Annotated in this window: 15 protein-coding genes and 1 other RNA gene; 9 read left to right on the top strand and 7 right to left on the bottom strand. The window is 40.5% G+C overall.

Annotated elements, in window-relative coordinates; genetic code table 11:
- Window positions 1-6: 6 nt before the first annotated feature.
- The 5 genes from AE2B122_RS08340 (at window position 7) to wecB (ending at window position 6,888) form a co-directional block, all read left to right on the top strand.
- Window positions 7-303, top strand: a complete 297-nt coding sequence (locus tag AE2B122_RS08340; protein WP_170937615.1) for a PTS lactose/cellobiose transporter subunit IIA — start codon at window positions 7-9, stop codon at window positions 301-303.
- A 26-nt stretch (window positions 304-329) separates the two neighbouring features.
- Window positions 330-1,718 carry a glycoside hydrolase family 1 protein gene (locus AE2B122_RS08335; RefSeq protein WP_175073723.1) on the top strand — a complete coding sequence of 463 codons (1,389 nt, stop codon included), beginning with the start codon at window positions 330-332 and terminating at the stop codon, window positions 1,716-1,718.
- A 126-nt stretch (window positions 1,719-1,844) separates the two neighbouring features.
- Complete coding sequence (locus tag AE2B122_RS08330) at window positions 1,845-3,758, top strand: BglG family transcription antiterminator (protein WP_175073722.1); 1,914 nt, start codon at window positions 1,845-1,847, stop codon at window positions 3,756-3,758.
- Between the two features lie 500 nt (window positions 3,759-4,258).
- Entirely contained in the window at window positions 4,259-5,758 is a 1,500-nt protein-coding gene (locus tag AE2B122_RS08325; RefSeq protein ID WP_175073721.1) for a glycosyltransferase, read from the top strand.
- A gap of 14 nt (window positions 5,759-5,772) precedes the next feature.
- Complete coding sequence (gene wecB, locus AE2B122_RS08320) at window positions 5,773-6,888, top strand: non-hydrolyzing UDP-N-acetylglucosamine 2-epimerase (protein WP_175073720.1); 1,116 nt, start codon at window positions 5,773-5,775, stop codon at window positions 6,886-6,888.
- A 103-nt stretch (window positions 6,889-6,991) separates the two neighbouring features.
- On the opposite strand, the gene map is transcribed toward wecB, so the two are convergent.
- The 4 genes from map to smpB all read right to left on the bottom strand — a co-directional run bounded on the left by map (window position 6,992) and on the right by smpB (window position 10,229).
- A complete protein-coding gene (gene map, locus AE2B122_RS08315) occupies window positions 6,992-7,732 on the bottom strand; it encodes a type I methionyl aminopeptidase (protein WP_095218401.1) in 741 nt (246 codons plus the stop codon).
- Window positions 7,733-8,475: 743 nt separating this feature from the next.
- Entirely contained in the window at window positions 8,476-8,676 is a 201-nt protein-coding gene (locus AE2B122_RS08310) for a hypothetical protein (protein ID WP_175073719.1), read from the bottom strand.
- Window positions 8,677-9,303: 627 nt separating this feature from the next.
- Window positions 9,304-9,669: a transfer-messenger RNA gene (gene ssrA, locus AE2B122_RS08305) on the bottom strand.
- Between the two features lie 95 nt (window positions 9,670-9,764).
- The gene (gene smpB / locus AE2B122_RS08300) at window positions 9,765-10,229 is read right to left on the bottom strand and encodes an SsrA-binding protein SmpB (RefSeq protein WP_038564783.1); all 465 of its coding nucleotides are present in this window, start codon (window positions 10,227-10,229) and stop codon (window positions 9,765-9,767) included.
- Window positions 10,230-10,346: 117 nt separating this feature from the next.
- Here smpB and AE2B122_RS08295 point away from each other — a divergent pair, with 117 nt between their 5' ends.
- A complete protein-coding gene (locus AE2B122_RS08295; RefSeq protein WP_175073718.1) occupies window positions 10,347-11,207 on the top strand; it encodes a hypothetical protein in 861 nt (286 codons plus the stop codon).
- Between the two features lie 35 nt (window positions 11,208-11,242).
- Here AE2B122_RS08295 and rnr read toward each other — a convergent pair whose 3' ends face one another.
- From rnr to secG, 3 genes are all read right to left on the bottom strand, one after another.
- Window positions 11,243-13,531: a ribonuclease R gene (rnr, locus tag AE2B122_RS08290; protein ID WP_095218403.1), complete on the bottom strand. Its 2,289-nt coding sequence runs from the start codon at window positions 13,529-13,531 to the stop codon at window positions 11,243-11,245.
- 44 nt (window positions 13,532-13,575) lie between these two features.
- Entirely contained in the window at window positions 13,576-14,331 is a 756-nt protein-coding gene (locus tag AE2B122_RS08285; RefSeq protein WP_175073717.1) for a carboxylesterase, read from the bottom strand.
- A 120-nt stretch (window positions 14,332-14,451) separates the two neighbouring features.
- Window positions 14,452-14,685 (bottom strand): preprotein translocase subunit SecG, encoded by a 234-nt coding sequence (gene secG / locus AE2B122_RS08280; RefSeq protein ID WP_095218405.1) that lies wholly within the window; start codon window positions 14,683-14,685, stop codon window positions 14,452-14,454.
- 213 nt (window positions 14,686-14,898) lie between these two features.
- Between secG and AE2B122_RS08275 the strand changes: the two genes are divergently transcribed.
- From AE2B122_RS08275 to AE2B122_RS08265, 3 genes are read left to right on the top strand one after another with little or no spacing between them, the layout of a single operon-like run.
- A complete protein-coding gene (locus AE2B122_RS08275) occupies window positions 14,899-15,651 on the top strand; it encodes a DeoR/GlpR family DNA-binding transcription regulator (RefSeq protein ID WP_095268612.1) in 753 nt (250 codons plus the stop codon).
- The gene (pfkB, locus tag AE2B122_RS08270) at window positions 15,648-16,559 is read left to right on the top strand and encodes a 1-phosphofructokinase (RefSeq protein ID WP_095268524.1); all 912 of its coding nucleotides are present in this window, start codon (window positions 15,648-15,650) and stop codon (window positions 16,557-16,559) included. The genes AE2B122_RS08275 and pfkB overlap by 4 nt, the downstream gene beginning before the upstream one ends.
- A gap of 14 nt (window positions 16,560-16,573) precedes the next feature.
- Entirely contained in the window at window positions 16,574-18,484 is a 1,911-nt protein-coding gene (locus tag AE2B122_RS08265) for a fructose-specific PTS transporter subunit EIIC (RefSeq protein WP_175073716.1), read from the top strand.
- Window positions 18,485-18,527: the final 43 nt, after the last annotated feature.

Here is an 18,527-nt window from a genome sequence, read left to right as displayed (position 1 = left end):
GAAACGATGGAAGAAATATCATTTCAAATCATTCTTTATGCAGGAAACGGCAAAGCAAATGCAATGGAAGCAATACAGGAAGCAAAGCAAGGAAATTTTGAACGTGCAGATGAATTGATCAAAGAAGCTGGTGAAGAATTAAGTAAAGCACACAGTGTTCAAACAAAACTGTTACAAGAAGAAGCAAACGGTAATGGAAACATTATTAGTGTATTATTGATTCATTCTCAAGACCATCTAATGACAGCAATGACCGTTCGAGACCTGGCAGTAGAGTTTATTGAACTTTATCGTTTTAAATAGCAGCTCAATTGATGGAGGTTTTATAAATGGAATTATCCTATAAATTCCCCGAAGGCTTTTGGTGGGGCAGCGCTACTTCTGCTACACAAATTGAAGGTGCTGCAAATAAAGACGGAAAAGGTAAAAACATCTGGGATCATTGGTATGAATTAGAATCAAACCGCTTTTTTAATAATGTCGGTCCTGAATCCACATCGGATTTTTACCATCATTATAAAGAAGACATCCGTTTGATGAAGCAAATTGGCCATAATTCATTCCGTATTTCCATCTCGTGGTCACGATTAATTCCATCAGGCCGCGGAGAAGTTAACCAAAGAGCCGTTAGCTTCTACAATGCTGTAATTAACAACTTGATAGATAATGGTATAGAGCCATTTGTTAATCTCTATCATTTCGATATGCCGCTTGATTTGCAAAATGAAGGCGGCTGGGAAAGCCGAGAAGTTGTTGAAGCTTATAAAGGCTATGCGAAAATATGCTTTGAATTATTCGGTGATCGAGTGAAAAAGTGGTTCACTTTTAATGAACCTATTGTTCCAGTCGAAGCAGGTTATCTCTATAATATACATTATCCAAATATAGTTGATTTCAAAAGAGCAACACAAGTGGCTTACAACACTGTTGTTGCCAGTGCAAAAGCAGTTGAAGTCTATCATTCCCTTCAATTTGAAGATGGTAAAATAGGTATCATTCTTAATTTAACACCTTCCTATCCAAGAAGTGACCATCCTGCGGATTTGAAAGCCGCTGGAATTGCAGATTTATTCTTTAATCGCTGTTTCCTGGATCCGGCAGTACTTGGAAAATATCCACAAGAATTAATTGAGATTATCAAGGAATATAGCGAGCTTCCGCTTATACTTGATGGAGATTTAGATTTAATAAAAAATAATACAGTGGATATTCTTGGCGTGAATTATTATCAACCTCGTCGTGTAAAAGCAAAAGAATATGCTGTTAATCTCGAAAGCCCACTTATGCCAGAATGGTTTTTTGATAGATACGAAATGCCTGGCAGAAAAATGAATAAATACCGCGGTTGGGAGATTTACGAAAAAGGGATATTCGATATTTTGATTAACTTAAAAGATAACTATGGAAACATTGAATCCTTTATTTCCGAAAATGGCATGGGTGTTGAAGACGAGGAAAGATTTATGCAAAATGAGCAAATTCAAGATGATTATCGAATTGAATTTATTCGTGAACATCTAAAATGGCTGCATAAATCTATTGAAGCAGGCTGTAATGTTAAGGGATACCATCTATGGACTTTCATGGACAATTGGTCTTGGATGAATGCTTACAAAAATCGTTATGGTTTTATTTCTGTAAATATTGAAACAAAGGAACGCTCTCTAAAGAAAAGCGCTCAATGGTTTACCGAAGTTTCGCGCAATAATGGATTTTAACCAAGACAAAAGCGTACCATTGTTGTGATAAAATACTATCAAGCGGTTCTGGTTCAGTATGAGCCAGAACTTTTCCAGCATAAAATAGAAAGCGCTTTCTTAAAAATATAGGAGTGGTGATTGCAAATGTTAACAAAAAGAGGCAAATCTATACTTAAACATTTAATGTCTCTTGAAACACCAATAAGCGGAAAGTATTTGGCCAATCATAATCAAGTCAGTGTCCGAACCATACGGGAAGATGTAAAAATAGTAAACGCTTTAATCACTGATCACGGTGCCATCATTGAATCTATAATGGGTAAAGGTTATCAGCTTAATATTATTCATGAGAAGCAATTTTATAAGTATATTCGTTCCATAACTGGAGATTTAGAACTTCAATATGTACCAAGTCAGCCAGAAGACCGTGTATCCTTTATGATAAAGCATCTACTCATGAGCGAACATTATGTGAAACTTGATGAGATTGCGGATTTATTATTTGTTAGTAAATCCACTGTTCAAAATGATTTAAAAATCGTTAAGGAGTCCCTCTCTAAATATAATATTCAACTCACCTCTCGACCAAATCATGGTTTAAAATTAAAAGGAAACGAATTGAAAATGCGCTTTTGTATGTCTGAGTATTTATTCAACAGAAAAGCAGAAGGCAATCATTATTTTCTGAGTGAGCAATTTATGGCCGAGGAGGACCTCAATACAGTTAAGAGAATCCTTTTAGAAAAAATCAATATGCACAATATTCCTTTATCTGATATAGCCTTTAATAATCTGTTGGTTCATATTTCGATTGCCATTAATAGAATTAAATTTAATAACTACGTTAAAATATTTAAAAGCGATCTAGATGACATATTGGACAAACAGGAATATATTGTCGCAGGCGAGATAGTAAAAGACGTTGAGTATACGTTTGATGTTCAATTCCCTAAGGAGGAGATTGCCTATATTGCTATTCACTTGCTGGGAACGAAGATCGTTGCCGATTCTAATGGAAATAAGGCAGTTAAAGGACTTATAGAAGAAGAGATAGGTCAACTAGTAGACTATGCACTTCAAAAAGTAGAACAAGAATTGAACCTGGGAATCAATGAAGATGATGAATTAAGAATGGCTTTAGCATTACACTTAAAACCGGCCATTAACCGTTTTAAATATGGAATGAATATTAGAAATCCAATGTTGGACGATATAAAAAAGAATTACCTATTATCTTACGAAGCTGCTGTAATAGCAGGTAAAGCAATTGAGGTAGCCATAGATTCTAAGATAGACGAGAATGAATTGGGATATATTGCCTTACATATAGGAGCTGCCATAGAAAAAAACAAGTTAAAAAAAGGTCCAAGTCGGTGTTTAGTTGTCTGCGCTTCGGGGTTAGGAACAGCAAAACTTATATTTTATAAACTCAATAGCTACTTTGGTCAATCTCTTGATGTTGTTGGTACAACTGAATATTACAAGCTTAATCAATATGACTTAACTGATATTGATTTTATTATCAGTTCTATTCCCATCCAGCAAAAATTAGCTATTCCGGTAATTGAGGTTAACGCAGTTTTAGGAGAGGAAGACCTACAAAAAATAAAGAGACACTTCCTCACAAAAAAGGAAAAACATCAAATCTATTTTCCTAAAGATCTTGTATTTTTAAGAGAAAATTTCACATCTAAAGAAGAAGTTCTTGAATTTCTAAACAGTAAATTAGTGAAAGATGGGTTAGTTGATCACACTTTTCTCGAAGCAGTTTATGAGAGAGAAAAGATCGCTCCAACTGCATATGAAAATCTAGTAGCTATACCTCACCCTATCTCACCTCAATCCAATGAAACTATTTTAGCTGTTTGTACATTGGAAAAAGCTATCATGTGGAACGATAAACCCATACAATTTATAGGACTACTTTGTGTTAAAAAGAAAAGTATGGAGGACTTGCAGTCTTTATATGATATCCTATTAAAAATAATTGAAAACAGATCCATTGTGCAAAATCTGATCAAAGCAAAAACATATAATGAATTCATTAAATTGTTGTAAGGCAATGTTATCTTATCGCATTGCCTTTCCTACAAGTATAATCTTATCGAAAATTTCTATATAGTAACCGATAACTGGAACTCTCTTAATACCACCTCCCCCTCCGACAATTCCGAATAATAGACATTTTTAACCCTACACAGCTTCTTCAATATCATCTGTACCCTAAACAAAAGTGAACTTATACCACCAAATAATTCTAATTCAAAATAGAAATAACTTTTCCATATAGGTTAAAATACCTCCTCCTTTTAATGGAATAAATAAGATTTCAAATAATCCATTTTTATGATGCAGTGCAGTGTTTAAGCAGTTTCAATTCATTTCGTTAATCGGAAAGCTGCTTTTATCAGCTTATCTTCCATTTACCTCTTCCATATGATCATCTCGATGTACCTGTCTTTGAAAGCTTTTAGATCTGCGAAACAACATCGTCTACAGCATAAAAACGTATGAATAAGTCCATTCCTACATACTTTTCTATGTGAGGAGGAGAAATTATGACAATTGGGGTTGTATTGCCCGTTTATAATCAGGATCCCGCGTATATACATGAATGCTTAGGAGCAATGGAAAAACAAGTGTACCGTGATTACAAATTGATCATCGTCATAGATGGTGCAAATGAAGAAACAGCAGAAGCAGTATATAATGCTTCCAGCATCTTAACTATACCTTATCGCATCATCTATCGAAAAAAGAATATGGGTATTGCCTATTCCTTGAATGAAGGTTTTTCCTATTTAAAAGACTGTCCTTACTTAACGTGGATTTCTATTGACAATCGGCAGGATCCGCTTTTTCTGCTAACATTTTATAATCATATACAGCAAGCTCCGGAAGATACTGTCCTTCTCTACTCTTATTATTGGCTCATCGATGAAAAAGGGCAGCGCTTTGCAGATGAAACACAATGGCTGCAAACGATGGAAACACTGATGAACAGGAATAAAGAAGAAATATTATCCATCTGTTTCGTCGGAGCTTCCTTCCTCTTCCGTCAGTCCGCATTTAAAAAAGCGGGCGGCTATGATACCAGTTATGGCGTAGTGTCTGATTATGAATTCTGGATTCGTCTGATGGAACAAGGTAATATCCAATTAATACGTCATACCTTGATGGAATATCGCGTAAACAGCGCCTTATCCCTTACAACGATCACTGGTGCACAGGGGCTTTATTTACAGAGCATGAAGGCTAGCTTGGACCATCGCAAGAAACGAAAGGATATTCCTGATGTGACAGTTTTAATTACCACTCACAATCATGGAGCTTATATTGGCAAATGCCTTGATAGTGTACTAAAGCAAACACATTCCAATATCCACGTAGTAGCAATCGACATAGGTTCCACAGATGATACACTGCAGCAAATAACAAATCGAAACGATCCTCGAGTCATACCGCTCCACATAGCAAGCGGCGTAAAAGCAGAAGCATTGAATGCAGGGCTGGAATATGTATTAGGCAAATATGTACTGGAATTGGATGGAGATGCTTGGCTGGATGAGCGTGCAGTAGAGACTATGCTGTTTGACTTTGAACGGCTGGATAAATCATATGGCCTAGTGTATGCAAACAAGAGGATATGGTACGATAACCCGTCATCGGGTCTGCAAAAAGGCCCGGAAATCAAAGGAATCCATTATACAAATAAGTACCATGCTTTGACAGGGGGCGCATCACACAGTCCGCGTATGTTTCGAAAATCGATCCTTGAGAAGCTAGATGGTTGGCCAGCAGAATTGAACGGCGAAGCATTGCTAGCATCTGACTATATGATGTTTCTTCGAATAGCAGATGCTTATAAAATGAATTGGATTGATGTTGTTCTCTACCATGAAAGAAAATATGAAGAGGAAAATATAACAGCAGATCAAAAATTATATAATACGCAGCTTAGAGCTGTCGTACAGCATCAGCTGCAAGTGTGGGGGAATGAAATGTTTCCGGAGTTTAAAATGGACGGAGATGCCATTGTACAAATCAGCTTAGTTTAAGAAAGGAGCAGTTCATGAAGATAGCTTTTGTACTGGGTACAAGACCAGAGGGTATTAAACTAGCTCCTATCCTCAACAAATTAAAAGATAATCCTGATTTTGCCACGCTGGTTATCAATACCGGGCAGCACGCAGATCTGTTAGATGACGTACTCCAAACATTCGCTATCGAACCAGATTATAATCTAAAGCTGATGAAACCCAATCAATCCGCAGAACTAGTAGTTCATGAAGCTATACCTGTCATTTCTGCAATCTTGAGAAAAGAAAAGCCTGATCTTGTTTTTGTGGTCGGTGACACCGCCACAACATTCACTGGTGCATTCATTGCATTTCACGAGCGTATTCCTGTCGTACACGTGGAAGCAGGATTGCGAACAGACAATCCTTACTCTCCTTTTCCAGAGGAAATGTACCGACAGCTGGTCACCCGACTAGCAACTTTCCATTTAGCACCTACAGAACAAAACAAAGAAAATCTAATCAAGGAATGTATAGATGTACGTCATATTTTTGTAGTCGGTAATCCTGTAATTGATGCTCTCTTCTACATACACCATAACGTACCTCCTGCCGTCACAGAAATTTCCCAATACGTAAAATCCAATAAAAGACTCATCCTCCTGACTACACATAGAAGGGAAAATTTCCATCACTTAACGCAAATTCATGATGCCATTCTGGAAATAACAGATCATCATAAAGAGGTAGAAGTTATCTTCCCGGTACATCCGAACCCGAATGTACGTAACCAAATCAGTAAATCAATGCGGGAACATGATCGTATCCATATCATTGACCCCTTAGATTATGCTTCCTTTACTTATCTTCTCAAACACGCCTATTTAGTAGTCACAGATTCAGGAGGCATCCAGGAAGAAGCACCAGCTTTTAATGTTCCTGTAATTATAGTAAGGGATTCGACGGAAAGGACAGAAGGTGTAGAAGCAGGAACACTTATCTTGGCAGGGACAGATAAGCAAATCATTAAAGGAACCATCGAGAATTTGCTTACAGATACATCATTTCACCAGCATACAGCTGAAGCAGTCAATCCATACGGCGACGGGCAGACAAGTGAACGTATCGTAGAATGGCTGAAACAGTATCTATCCAGACATCAATCTTAATTTTCACATTGCATAATAAAAAGCCTGGAACGTTACGTTCCAGGCTTTACTCCATTCCTAATGTAAGGATGGAGACGGTAAAAGAAAAATCCACTTGATCCCATTAAAGTGTGACAATAATCGGTCCATTTTTAGTAAGGATAATCGTATGTTCCACTTGAGCTACAAAGCTTTTTTCTGTAGCATAGGTCCAGCCGTCATTTTTTTGGAATACTTCTTCTTCTAAGGTTGAGATAAATGGTTCGAATGCGATAACCATCCCATCCTTTAATAATTCATCATCAAATGTATCCTTATAATTATAAATATGGTCAGGAGCTTCGTGAATTGTGCGTCCAATACCATGTCCTGTAAGGTTTGTGATAACAGTTAAATCATTCTGTCTTGCTGTTTGGAATACTGCTCTTCCGATTCCGCTTTTTTTGGAACCAGGTTTTGCTTTCTTAAGGCCTGCTTCAAATGCTTGTTTAGCAACGTCACATATTTTCGTTAAAATTTCTTCTCCTTCGCCCACCACAAACGAGATTCCTGTATCTGCGAAATAACCGTTCTTAGATCCAGAAACATCTACATTTACTAGATCCCCTTCAGAAATAACCCGACTCCCTGGAATACCATGCGCCACTTCATCATTGACACTAATACAAGTATGGCCAGGAAAATCATATTCACTTTTCGGCGCTGAAACCGCTCCTTCTTTCGCAAACATCTCACCGGCAATATCATCAAGTTCTTTCGTCGTTATGCCAGGAACTGTTCTTTGTACCAATTCGTCTCTAATGGAGCCGACAATTTTGCCAATTTCCTTCAAGCCATTAAAGTCTTCTTCTGTTTTTGCAATCATTTTTTCTACCTCACTTTGATCATCAATTAACTATATAAGTGTTATTTTCTCGAAAAAAACAAGTAATGTATATTAATGTTGTTTAAGAGATGAAACAGTCTATCAGGACAGGGATCTAAACACTTATAGTAATGCTTTAAAAAAGCCCGGAACGATTAAACGTTCCGGTGTATCTTTAACCATAGTAATTAAACCAATACGTTGCCAAACAACAATACAATCAAATCTTTTTTAAATGACATTCACACTTATTATAAAGCATATTGTTGCCAATAGTGAAGATATAAAGCATATAGTTGCATAGAGTATTTAGGTCGATTCATATCGTTATAGCTCTGATGATAAGTACAGTAAAGTTGGTAACTAGACAAAATGTTGATAAATAAATTATCGTGCAGCTAATTCTTCTCAAATAGAGTATTAACAAATCAAACACCAAAAAAGCCCCATTCGATTAAGTATGGGGTTTTCTTGTAGGAGAGGTAATTTTATCATATGATCTGTTTACAAATACTTTAAGGCAGGTATTGGAACCTAGGCGATATAATTATCTATCTTAAATAGCCATCTATATCACGGGTCGGTTTAGGAGTACAAAACACAAAAAAGGAGCTTGATTATCCAAGCTCCTTTTCCTATGATTTTAAATGCAATTTATTCAATCCTTTAATTTAAGTACATCATTCCACATTTTATTCAAAGATCGCGCCCGATTGCTTTAAATAGGCATATTGAATAAGAAATCACCAATCTAATTTCAGCAGTTCTGCAACAATCTCATCACTACCAGGAAGAAACATAAACACTGAAATAACTATAAATAGAACTCCAAAAACAAATAATAATATAACGACTTTAACAGCCGCAGGCACACCCTTTTTTGTAAGACCGACAATAATAAAAACAATACCTATCAAAAGCAATAGTAAGTACCAAAACTCCATCAAACTACCCCTTTCTATAGGTTATGCTTATTAAGCAATTTGGACCAATTGTTGAATATCAGTTTAATCATTGCTCTTTCACTCAACTGTCGTTAGTTAAACAATCTCATTCAGTTCTTATATTTTAACATAAAATTTCCATTTACCTTCAAATAAACAGTACAATTTTTCTTCAAGTGAATTATCATAGATATACTAATTACAGGTGTTCGGATGAGAAGCAGCTTGCGAACATTGGCATAACATCTAAATGGTAAAACACCAATTTAACCATTGTGTAAATCTCTACTGTAAGTGGTATGGATTACCTCAAAAAAAGTTTGAGATTAAAGGGAAACAGAGTAGGTACAAGTTAGCTAGTTCTGGTGGTTTATATATATTATGGTGGCGTTGAATAAAGAACTTTAATTATGCTTACGACCTTATAGCTTCCAAGGAAATAAGCTACTTAAAATCTCCGACTTTCATCCACTCTTTTGGTTTAGTTTGTATGAAGTGCTTCTCTATGAAGGTATACTTTTTCTTGTTAAAACCCACACTTGCCAAACAAAAATAAAGCAAAAGCTTGCCAATTAGGCAAGCTTTTGCTTTAAGTAACACAAAGCCTTTTTTCCATCCAATATGTAAGGATGGAGACGGTGGGAGTCGAACCCACGTCCAAAGATAACGGCACTCAGGCATCTACGTGTGTATTCGTTATATTATAGTTCGCACACGCTTCGGCCTAACGACAGGCTTTCAGCGAGGCTAGCTTGATTGTCTTCTTCCGATTATCCGCAAGCCGAGAATAATGGCGTAGCCCACTTAAGTTTGAGACCCTCAAATCTGCCACATGGGCGATAGCAGCAAGGATCCTCCAGTGCTACTTACGCAGCTGCTAGAGAGTAGTTGTTGTTAGTTTTGCCAGTTATATTTAGGCGTAACGTTTTACGAGCCGTAACCTCGACACGCAGCCTGAGCTCGAACTATCCCTGTCGAATCCGTAACGTCCCCATGATATGGGGGCTACAGGAAGTAACCCGTTCTAAATCAGGATAATCAAATCCCAGACAACTTCCATTATATCATCTTTATTAGAAAATGCAAGTTTAGTAATCGCGGTCGCGCATAGCACGATCTACATCGCGTTTCATCTGCTTTTGCTTGAGGTCTTCACGCTTATCATATTTCTTCTTCCCTTTACCGACACCTAATAATATCTTCGCGAAGCCGTCTTTGATATACATCTTTATCGGTACTAAGGAATAACCTTGCTGCTGGGTCTGACCTATCAATTTATCGATTTGTTTGCGATGCAATAGCAGCTTCCTTGTCCTTGTCGGATCGTGATTAAATCGGTTCCCTTGTTCATAAGGAGATATATGCATATTTATGATGCGCACCTCGCCGCGGTCAATCCTTGCAAAACTATCCTTCAAATTCACCCGGCCGGCACGAATCGATTTGATCTCGGTACCTTGCAGCACGATTCCTGCCTCCATCGTTTCCTCGATCGCATATTCGAAATTAGCCTTCTTATTCTGTGCGAGTACTCTACCTTGTCCCTTAGCCATAGACTTCTTCCTCCTAACTACGAGCTTTATTTTATCAGAAACTGTATGATAATCCTAACGATTCATATACTGAATTGGGTATAGATAGGTGAACCCGATCGATTGGAGTGTACATAGATGACAACCATCAGACAATTGACAATAAATGATTACCAGGCAGTGCTTGAAATGCAGACAGGCATCGAGGATGACTATGTCCTCCGAATCTTCCCGCAGCTGATCGAGAATCCAGCCCAAACCTTATTCGGCTTGGAAACAGAAGAAGGTATTGCTGCAGTAGCCGGGGTGGTTCGTTTGCCGAACGGAAATGGGATACTCGGCCGATTGCGGAGTGATATACGTTTTCACTCCAAAGGAAATGCTACTGCTTTGCTGCAGCATATTATTGCGTCTTGTGAACAAGATCCAATGATGAATTGGCTCGGTGCTATTACCCTCAAGTCTAATCTCCCTGCGCAGCGGGTGCTTGATAAACTCAAGATACAGCCTGAGAGCTCCTTTATCAGTCTGTTGATGGAAGCCCCTGAACAGTTTATTGTCCCTTCTGCTGCACCTTGGGAATTGATTGAAGGAACAGATACAAAGCGAGCTGTAATTAAACAAGCAGCTGTTGAAGCAAAAGCGGTTTTCTATCCATATGAGGCGTATTTCCCGATTCCTTATGCTTCAGCCATATTAGAGGATAACTATTTAGAAAATCTGGCTGTATTCCGTGATCCTGATTCCAGCCGCATCATGGCGATTCAAGAAGACTATAAAGGTCAGGATATAGCTCAAATCCAATATTTCTGGCCAGATGTATTTCAACAAGACGGATTATGGACTACAGTGTTCAACTATCTCAAGCAATCGGACAAGCAATTAGTACCGCAGCTGGACGTGTCCCCCGAAACTGCCTTCAGCATACCTGGAGTCTTTCGCGACAGCTTTACGGAAAATAATGATCCTTGGCTCATTTATGGAAAATATATCAGATAACAAACGCCCCGACAATAAAAGTCGGGGCGTTATTTTTATGGTCTTTTTCTTGTGTTGCGTTTCTTGCTTTTCTTTCCTCTTGCCGGCGGCTTCTTTTTACCTTTGTTCTTCGGAGGACGATGATCACCTGGTTTGTTCTTCTTTTCGGCTTTAATAATTGTAGGACGGTCACGATTCTCCCGTGGCTTACGCGGCTTCATGCCGACCACTTCGAAGTCGATGATACGCTCTTCAATATTCACCTTTACAACGCGAATTGTGATTTCATCTCCGATACGGAATTGATTGCCTGTCCGCTCTCCGATCATCGCATAACGCTTGTCATCGAAGTGGTAGAAATCATCTGTCAGATAACTGACATGAACAAGACCCTCAATTGTATTCGGCAGCTCGACGAATAATCCGAAGCCTGTGACAGAGCTGATGACACCATCAAATTCCTCACCGACTTTATCTTGCATAAATTCAGCTTTTTTCAGATCATCCGTTTCCCGCTCTGCATCGACAGCAGCACGTTCTCGTTCCGAGGACTGTCTCGCAATCTCAGGCATCCGTTCTTTCCAGTGATCTTGTGTCTTTTTATCCAGCTGATTGTTGACAATATACGTGCGGATCAACCGGTGCACGATCAAATCCGGATAACGTCGGATCGGCGAAGTGAAATGTGTATAGAATTTCGTCGCCAGACCAAAGTGACCCAAACCTTGCGGATCATATTTCGCCTGCTGCATCGAACGCAGCATAAGTCGGTTGATAATCATTTCTTCCTGCGTGCCTCTTACACGTTCTACGATCTTCTGCAAAGTCTGAGGATGAATATCCGAGGATGATCCTCTGACTGTATAACCTAAACTCGTAATGAACTCGAAGAAATTCTGCAGTTTATCTGGATCTGGATCAGTATGGATCCTGTGAATGGCTGGAACATCCATCCAATGAAAATGCTCTGCAACTGTTTCATTGGCAGCAAGCATGAATTCCTCAATCAGCTTCTCTGCAACAGAGCGCTCCCTCAGGATAACATCAATGGCCTTTCCTTCTTCATCAACTGCAACTCGTGCTTCTGGAAAATCGAAGTCGATTGCTCCCCTGTCCATACGCTTCTTACGCAGTACAGCGGCGAGATCCTCCATTTGCTGGAACATCGGGACAAGATCCGAATAGCGGTCTTTAAGCTCCTGATCATCCTCAAGTAATATTCGGTTCACTTCACCATATGTCATCCGTTCATTCGTTTTGATGACACTTTGGTAAATCTCATGTTCCACCACTTCTCCTTGTGGTGTAATCTGCATATCACATGTCAAGGTAAGTCGGTCCACTTGAGGATTCAAGGAACAGATACCATTGGAAAGACGATGAGGGATCATCGGTATTACACGGTCTACAAGATAGACACTAGTTGCTCGTTCCAAAGCTTCTTCATCAATTGGAGAGCCCTCATCCACATAATAAGAGACGTCCGCAATGGAAACAACAAGACGATAGTTCCCATTTTCAAGACGGCTGACAGAAACCGCATCATCCAAATCCTTTGCGTCTGCTCCATCTATGGTAACGGTCATCATATCTCTGATATCCCGGCGGTTTTCTATCTCTGCAGGATCAATCGTATCTGGTGTATTCGCTGCCTGTTCCAGTACTTCCGGCGGGAATTCAGTGGAAATGCCATGCTTATAAATAATGGATAGTATATCAATACCCGGGTCGTTCTTATGACCAAGTATTCGGATTACTTCTCCTTCTGCACTCATGCGTCCTTCCGGATACTTTGTGATTCTGGCGATGACTTTGTGTCCATCAGTCGCTCCGCCTGCAGCACCGCGCGGTATAAAGATATCATTCGGGATACGTTTGTCATCGGCAATAAGGAAGCCGAAACGGCCATTATCTTCATATGTACCGACAACCTCCGCTATTGCTCGCTCTAGTATTCGAACAACCTGTCCTTCACGACGCTGTCCGCCCTCGGCCTGATTTTCGATGCGTACCAGCACTATATCATTATTCATGGCAGACTGAAGATCGGAATAGTGGATATAAACATCAGCCACTCCCTCTTCCTCTGGTATGAGGAAAGCAAAACCTTTTGCATGCATCTGGATCTTTCCTCGTACGAGGTTCAGTTTCTCAGGCAAACCGAAGCGATTGCTTCTTGTCCGTACGAGCTGTCCTTCTGCTTCTAGTTCATTCAGCCCTTTGACAAGGACAGTGAACTCACTTGATTCATCGAGCGTCAATTGCTCCTCTATTTCTTCTACTGTTAACGGCTTAGCCGCATTTTCTTTGAAATAAGCCAATATTTTCTGTTTGATTTCTTCCATTATTGCTTCACCTTCTTTTCGGCTCTTTTTTCATCTAGTATGAACTATTCCCAATCAAGCGATTCGAGAAACTGATACACATCTTCATGCAGCTGTTCCTTTTCTTTCCCCATCGTAATAACGTGAGAAGAGTTTTCGTACCACTTGATTTCCTTAAAATCCGACTCTGCGTGCTCATAAATGAAATTGGCACTGTCTGTGTTGATCATTTGGTCTTCGGTTGCTTGCACAGCGAAGAGCGGTGCATAGATTTCATCTACATGCTTGCTCACATCGGTGATAAATGCTCCCAGACGCTGGAACATATCCGCAGTGGCTGGTGCCTCCATTAATTCAGCTAATTCCTGTTCTATCGCTTGGTTATCTTTACCTTGCAGTTGTTTATGTTGTCTTGCATATAGCTTAAATCCTTTGTTTAACTGGGTTTCGTTATCAAAGAACATCGGCGAACACATCGTTACAACGCCTTTTACCGGATACGAATAGGCTAGCTTTAAACTAAGCACTCCACCTAGGGATAAGCCGACAACAGCGATTTTTTCATAGCCTTTATTCTTCAAATACTGATAAGCAGTCTGGACGTCCTCCCACCACTCATCCGAATTGGAAGCGACGATATCATCAGGTGTTTTCCCATGCCCGCGATAAATTGGCGCGTGAGCAGTGTACCCTTTACCAGCAAGAAAACGGCCCATCATCCGTACATCAGCTGAATGACCAGTAAAGCCGTGCAGCAGCAGAACAGCTCGATCTCCTTTCCCCTCAAATGTGAACGGCTCTGGCTGTTTCATTGTGACCATATGTATCTCCCCTATTATTTCTATATTATATAGTAGGTTTCCGCACTAGTTTTCCCTTCATCGGGAATAAATAATCCCCCACCACAGAAGTTGTGACGAGGGATTAAATTGGCTATTCGATTATTGCAAGACGTACGCCAAAAGGAACGTCAAAATGAAAAGAATTACTCCTGTAACAATAGTTCCACGATGGAGGAACAAGTCCAGTCCACGGGCTTTCTGTTTTCCGAACAATTGCTCTGCCCCGCCAGATATCGCTCCGGACAAACCTGCACTCTTACCAGATTGTAAAATGACTAACGTGATAAGCGCGATGGCATCGATAATTAATAGAACTACTAAAGTTGTCTGCATCCCAGCACCTCCTATAACAGCAAATACCTATGTCAACTGTAGCATATGTGTCAGATAATTGGCAAGATGTTCTTGTCCAATCGACGATATGCGACAAAACTATGAACTATTTTTGCGGAAAATGAATTTATGTGGAGATTTTTGAATTTTTTTGGTTGCAAGCTGAAACCGTTTCCTTTATAGTGGACTTAAGTTCAGGAGGAGGTTATGGAAATGCTTACACCTGAGCGGCAGGAAATGCTCTTACAGATGCTGCAAGAACAGCGCGTTGTAACGATTCCAGAGTTCGTGAAAGCAACAGACGCCTCCATCTCGACAATACGCCGAGATCTGATTGAACTGGAGAAGCAGAAGCTGCTGCAACGGGTTCATGGCGGAGCAACGATTGTTTCTTCATTAAGTTACGAAATGAGCTATACGGAAAAGGAAACACAAAACCAAACTGGAAAGCAGAACATAGCCGCTTATGCTGCAAGTCTTGTAGGTGAAGAAGAATGCATCTTCTTGGATGCAGGTACGACGACATATCAAATGATTCCTTTCTTATCTGGCAGAAATGTAACCGTCGTCACAAATGGTTTGACACATTTAGAAGCACTGTATGAAAAGGACATCACTGTGTATGTAACCGGCGGATTAGTAAAGGATAAAACGAGGACTTTGATCGGTAGAGGTGCAATGACGGCACTCTCACAGTATCGTTTTGATAAATGTTTTCTCGGGACCAATGGCGTTCATTCAGAAAACGGCTATACAACACCTGATCCGGAGGAAGCTGCCATTAAGCGTCAGGCTTTGCTTCGATCAGATGAGACTTTCGTTTTAGCTGACCGCAGCAAGCTGGACAAGACAACCTTCGCCCATATAGCGGATCTGACAGAAGCGACACTTATCGTCGACACTGTCAGTTCAAAACAGCAGACTGCTTACAAGAAATTTACATCAATAAAGGTTGTGGACTCATGAATTACACATGTACGCTGAACCCATCCATTGACTACATCATGCATGTGGACAGTTTCAAGGCAGAAGATTTGAACCGTGCCACAGAGACAGCATATTTTGCTGGTGGAAAAGGTATTAACGTTTCCCGCTTGTTGAAACGATTGGATGTGGAAACAACAGCATTAGGATATATCGGTGGCTTCACTGGTGCCTTCATTAGGGAAACGCTTGAAAATGCTGGCATCGAACATCAGTTCATCGAAATAAATGAACCGACACGTGTCAATGTAAAACTGAAGTCGGGTGGAGAAACAGAGATTAACGGACCTGGACCATCTATCACGACAGAACAGCTTGCTTTGCTTTTTGAACAGATTAAAAGCCTCGGGAAACAGGATGCTCTGGTTGCAGCAGGCAATGCTCCGGGTTCCGTTCCGGCCGACATCTATGCAAGGATGGCTGATATCTGTGAAGAGAATGGAACTAGATTCATCGCTGATACATCAAGTGCTGCCCTTCGTGATTTAATCGGCAAGCGTATGTTCCTTGTAAAGCCAAACCATCATGAATTGGGTGAACTTTTCGATACAACGATCTCTTCCATTGAAGACATTGTCAGCTACGCACGAAAGCTGCACGAAACAGGCATCGAAAACGTTATCGTATCAATGGGTGGTGAAGGTGCCATCTTTGTGAACAAGGATCATGCTTGGAAAGCCCAAACACCTAAGGGAACAGTAAAGAATTCCGTCGGTGCAGGCGATAGTATGGTGGCAGGATTCCTGGCCGCATATGAAAAATCAGGTGATTACAAACAAGCTTTCACCTACGCAGTAGCAGCTGGAAGTGCTACTGCATTCAGTGACGACCTCGGCGAGAGACAATATATAGAAGAATTAGTCAGCCAGGTCAAACTCACATCTATCTAAGAGGGGTGTTAATCATGCGCATTACAGAACTACTTACAAAAGATACAGTTATTTTGCAGCTTCAATCCCAATCAAAAGCAGATGTGATTGAAGAGCTTGTTTCTAAATTGGACCAAGCTGACAAATTGAATGATAAAGCAGGATTTAAAGATGCTATTCTTGCACGAGAAGCACAATCTACAACAGGAATCGGCGAAGGGATTGCTATTCCGCATGGTAAATCCGCTGCCGTTAAAACACCGGCCATCGCTTTCGGCCGTTCTAAGGAAGGTTTGGATTATGAAGCGTTGGATGGACAGCCATCCCACCTATTCTTCATGATTGCTGCTTCCGAAGGTGCCAATCAGACGCATTTGGAAACATTGTCCCGACTTTCTTCTTTCTTAATGGACAGCACGTTCCGTGCTAACATTGAAAGTGCGGAAACAGAAGAACAAATCATGTCTATCATCGATGCGAAGGAAAAAGAAGAGCTAGGTGAAGAAGTAGAACAAGAAAATCCAGCTGTAGAATTGGCACAGGATGCACCAGGCACCCAAGGTAAAGTACTTGCCATTACTGCTTGCCCTACTGGTATCGCACATACTTTCATGGCTGCCGATAAGCTGAAGCAGACAGCAGCAGAGATGAATGTGCCGATTAAAGTTCAGACGAATGGAGCTGGCGGAGTTAAAAACCGTCTGACAGATGAAGATATTAAAGATGCTACTGCTATTATCGTTGCAGCTGATGTCAATGTCGATCTTAGCCCATTCGACGGCAAACACGTTTTGCAAGTACCGGTTGGACGTGCTTTGAAAATACCGAAAGAATTGATCGAAAAAGCACTTTCTCAAGATGCACCCGTGCATCATAACAGTGGTGGCGGCTCAGAAGCAGCTGCAGAAGGCGGACAGAAGAAAGAACAGCGCTCCGGATTCTACAAGCACATCATGAATGGTGTTTCCAACATGTTGCCTTTCGTTGTCGGTGGCGGTATCCTGATCGCACTAAGCATTCTTTTCGGTGAGTTGTTCCCAGACAGCCGTTTTGCAGAGATGCTTAATGAAATCGGAAGCAGCCAGGCGTTCTTCCTGATCGTTCCAGTACTTGCCGGTTTCATTTCCAGCAGTATTGCTGACAAACCTGGTTTCGCACCTGGTGCTATCGGCGGTTTGATTGCTGTCACATATGGTCACGGTGACGCGACAAGTTCCGGATTCCTTGGCGGTCTGATCGCCGGTTTCCTTGCAGGTTATGTAACACTTGGGATTAAGAAAGCACTAGCTGGACTTCCTCCTGTACTGGAAGGATTAAAAACGATTCTATTCTTCCCGGTATTGAGTATTTTCATCACAGGTATGATCATGCTATTGATCAATCCGTCTTTAACACAAGTATATGTAGCACTTTCTGACTTCCTAGAAGGTCTTGGAGGTACAAATTTAGTTCTGGTAGGAATCGTACTTGGTGCTATGATGGCAATCGACATGGGCGGTCCGATCAACAAAGCAGCGTATACCTTTGGTATTGCAATGCTTGATGCAGGAAACTTGGAATTCATGGCTGCTGTTATGGCCGGTGGTATGGTACCGCCGCTAGGACTAGCGCTGGCAACTTCCCTATTCCGTAACAAATTTACGAAACAGGAAAGAGAAACTGGTAAGACAGCATACGTACTGGGAGCATTCTTCATCTCAGAAGGTGTTATTCCTTTCGCGGCTGCCGACCCGCTTCGCGTCATTCCAGCAACAGCAATCGGTGCTGCAGTAGCAGGAGGTCTATCAGCCTTCTTCGCAATTGGTCTGAATGCACCGCATGGCGGAATCATTTCAGCAAGTTTGGTAGAAGGAAACCCATTGCTTTACTTCCTTTCCATCATTATTGGTGCATTTGTCACAGCTATTATTGTAGGACTATTGAAAAAAGACCTAAGAAAAGTATAAAATAAGATAGAATGAAAGCATTCACAAAAATAAGGATGAAAGC

This window comes from Terribacillus sp. AE2B 122, assembly GCF_902497585.1.
Taxonomy (GTDB): Bacteria; Bacillota; Bacilli; order Bacillales; family Amphibacillaceae; genus Terribacillus; species Terribacillus saccharophilus_A.
Note: the sequence above shows the minus strand (reverse complement) of the source record. Positions and strands in the feature narration are given on the sequence as shown.

Bases quoted from the DNA above. Each gene is read 5' to 3' on its own strand.
- AE2B122_RS08340 (WP_170937615.1), top strand. From the start codon at position 7: ATGGAAGAAATATCATTTCAAATCATTCTTTATGCAGGAAACGGCAAA.
- AE2B122_RS08335 (WP_175073723.1), top strand. From the start codon at position 330: ATGGAATTATCCTATAAATTCCCCGAAGGCTTTTGGTGGGGCAGCGCT.
- AE2B122_RS08330 (WP_175073722.1), top strand. From the start codon at position 1,845: ATGTTAACAAAAAGAGGCAAATCTATACTTAAACATTTAATGTCTCTT.
- AE2B122_RS08325 (WP_175073721.1), top strand. From the start codon at position 4,259: ATGACAATTGGGGTTGTATTGCCCGTTTATAATCAGGATCCCGCGTAT.
- wecB (WP_175073720.1), top strand. From the start codon at position 5,773: ATGAAGATAGCTTTTGTACTGGGTACAAGACCAGAGGGTATTAAACTA.
- map (WP_095218401.1), bottom strand. From the start codon at position 7,732: ATGATTGCAAAAACAGAAGAAGACTTTAATGGCTTGAAGGAAATTGGC.
- AE2B122_RS08310 (WP_175073719.1), bottom strand. From the start codon at position 8,676: ATGGAGTTTTGGTACTTACTATTGCTTTTGATAGGTATTGTTTTTATT.
- smpB (WP_038564783.1), bottom strand. From the start codon at position 10,229: ATGGCTAAGGGACAAGGTAGAGTACTCGCACAGAATAAGAAGGCTAAT.
- AE2B122_RS08295 (WP_175073718.1), top strand. From the start codon at position 10,347: ATGACAACCATCAGACAATTGACAATAAATGATTACCAGGCAGTGCTT.
- rnr (WP_095218403.1), bottom strand. From the start codon at position 13,531: ATGGAAGAAATCAAACAGAAAATATTGGCTTATTTCAAAGAAAATGCG.
- AE2B122_RS08285 (WP_175073717.1), bottom strand. From the start codon at position 14,331: ATGGTCACAATGAAACAGCCAGAGCCGTTCACATTTGAGGGGAAAGGA.
- secG (WP_095218405.1), bottom strand. From the start codon at position 14,685: ATGCAGACAACTTTAGTAGTTCTATTAATTATCGATGCCATCGCGCTT.
- AE2B122_RS08275 (WP_095268612.1), top strand. From the start codon at position 14,899: ATGCTTACACCTGAGCGGCAGGAAATGCTCTTACAGATGCTGCAAGAA.
- pfkB (WP_095268524.1), top strand. From the start codon at position 15,648: ATGAATTACACATGTACGCTGAACCCATCCATTGACTACATCATGCAT.
- AE2B122_RS08265 (WP_175073716.1), top strand. From the start codon at position 16,574: ATGCGCATTACAGAACTACTTACAAAAGATACAGTTATTTTGCAGCTT.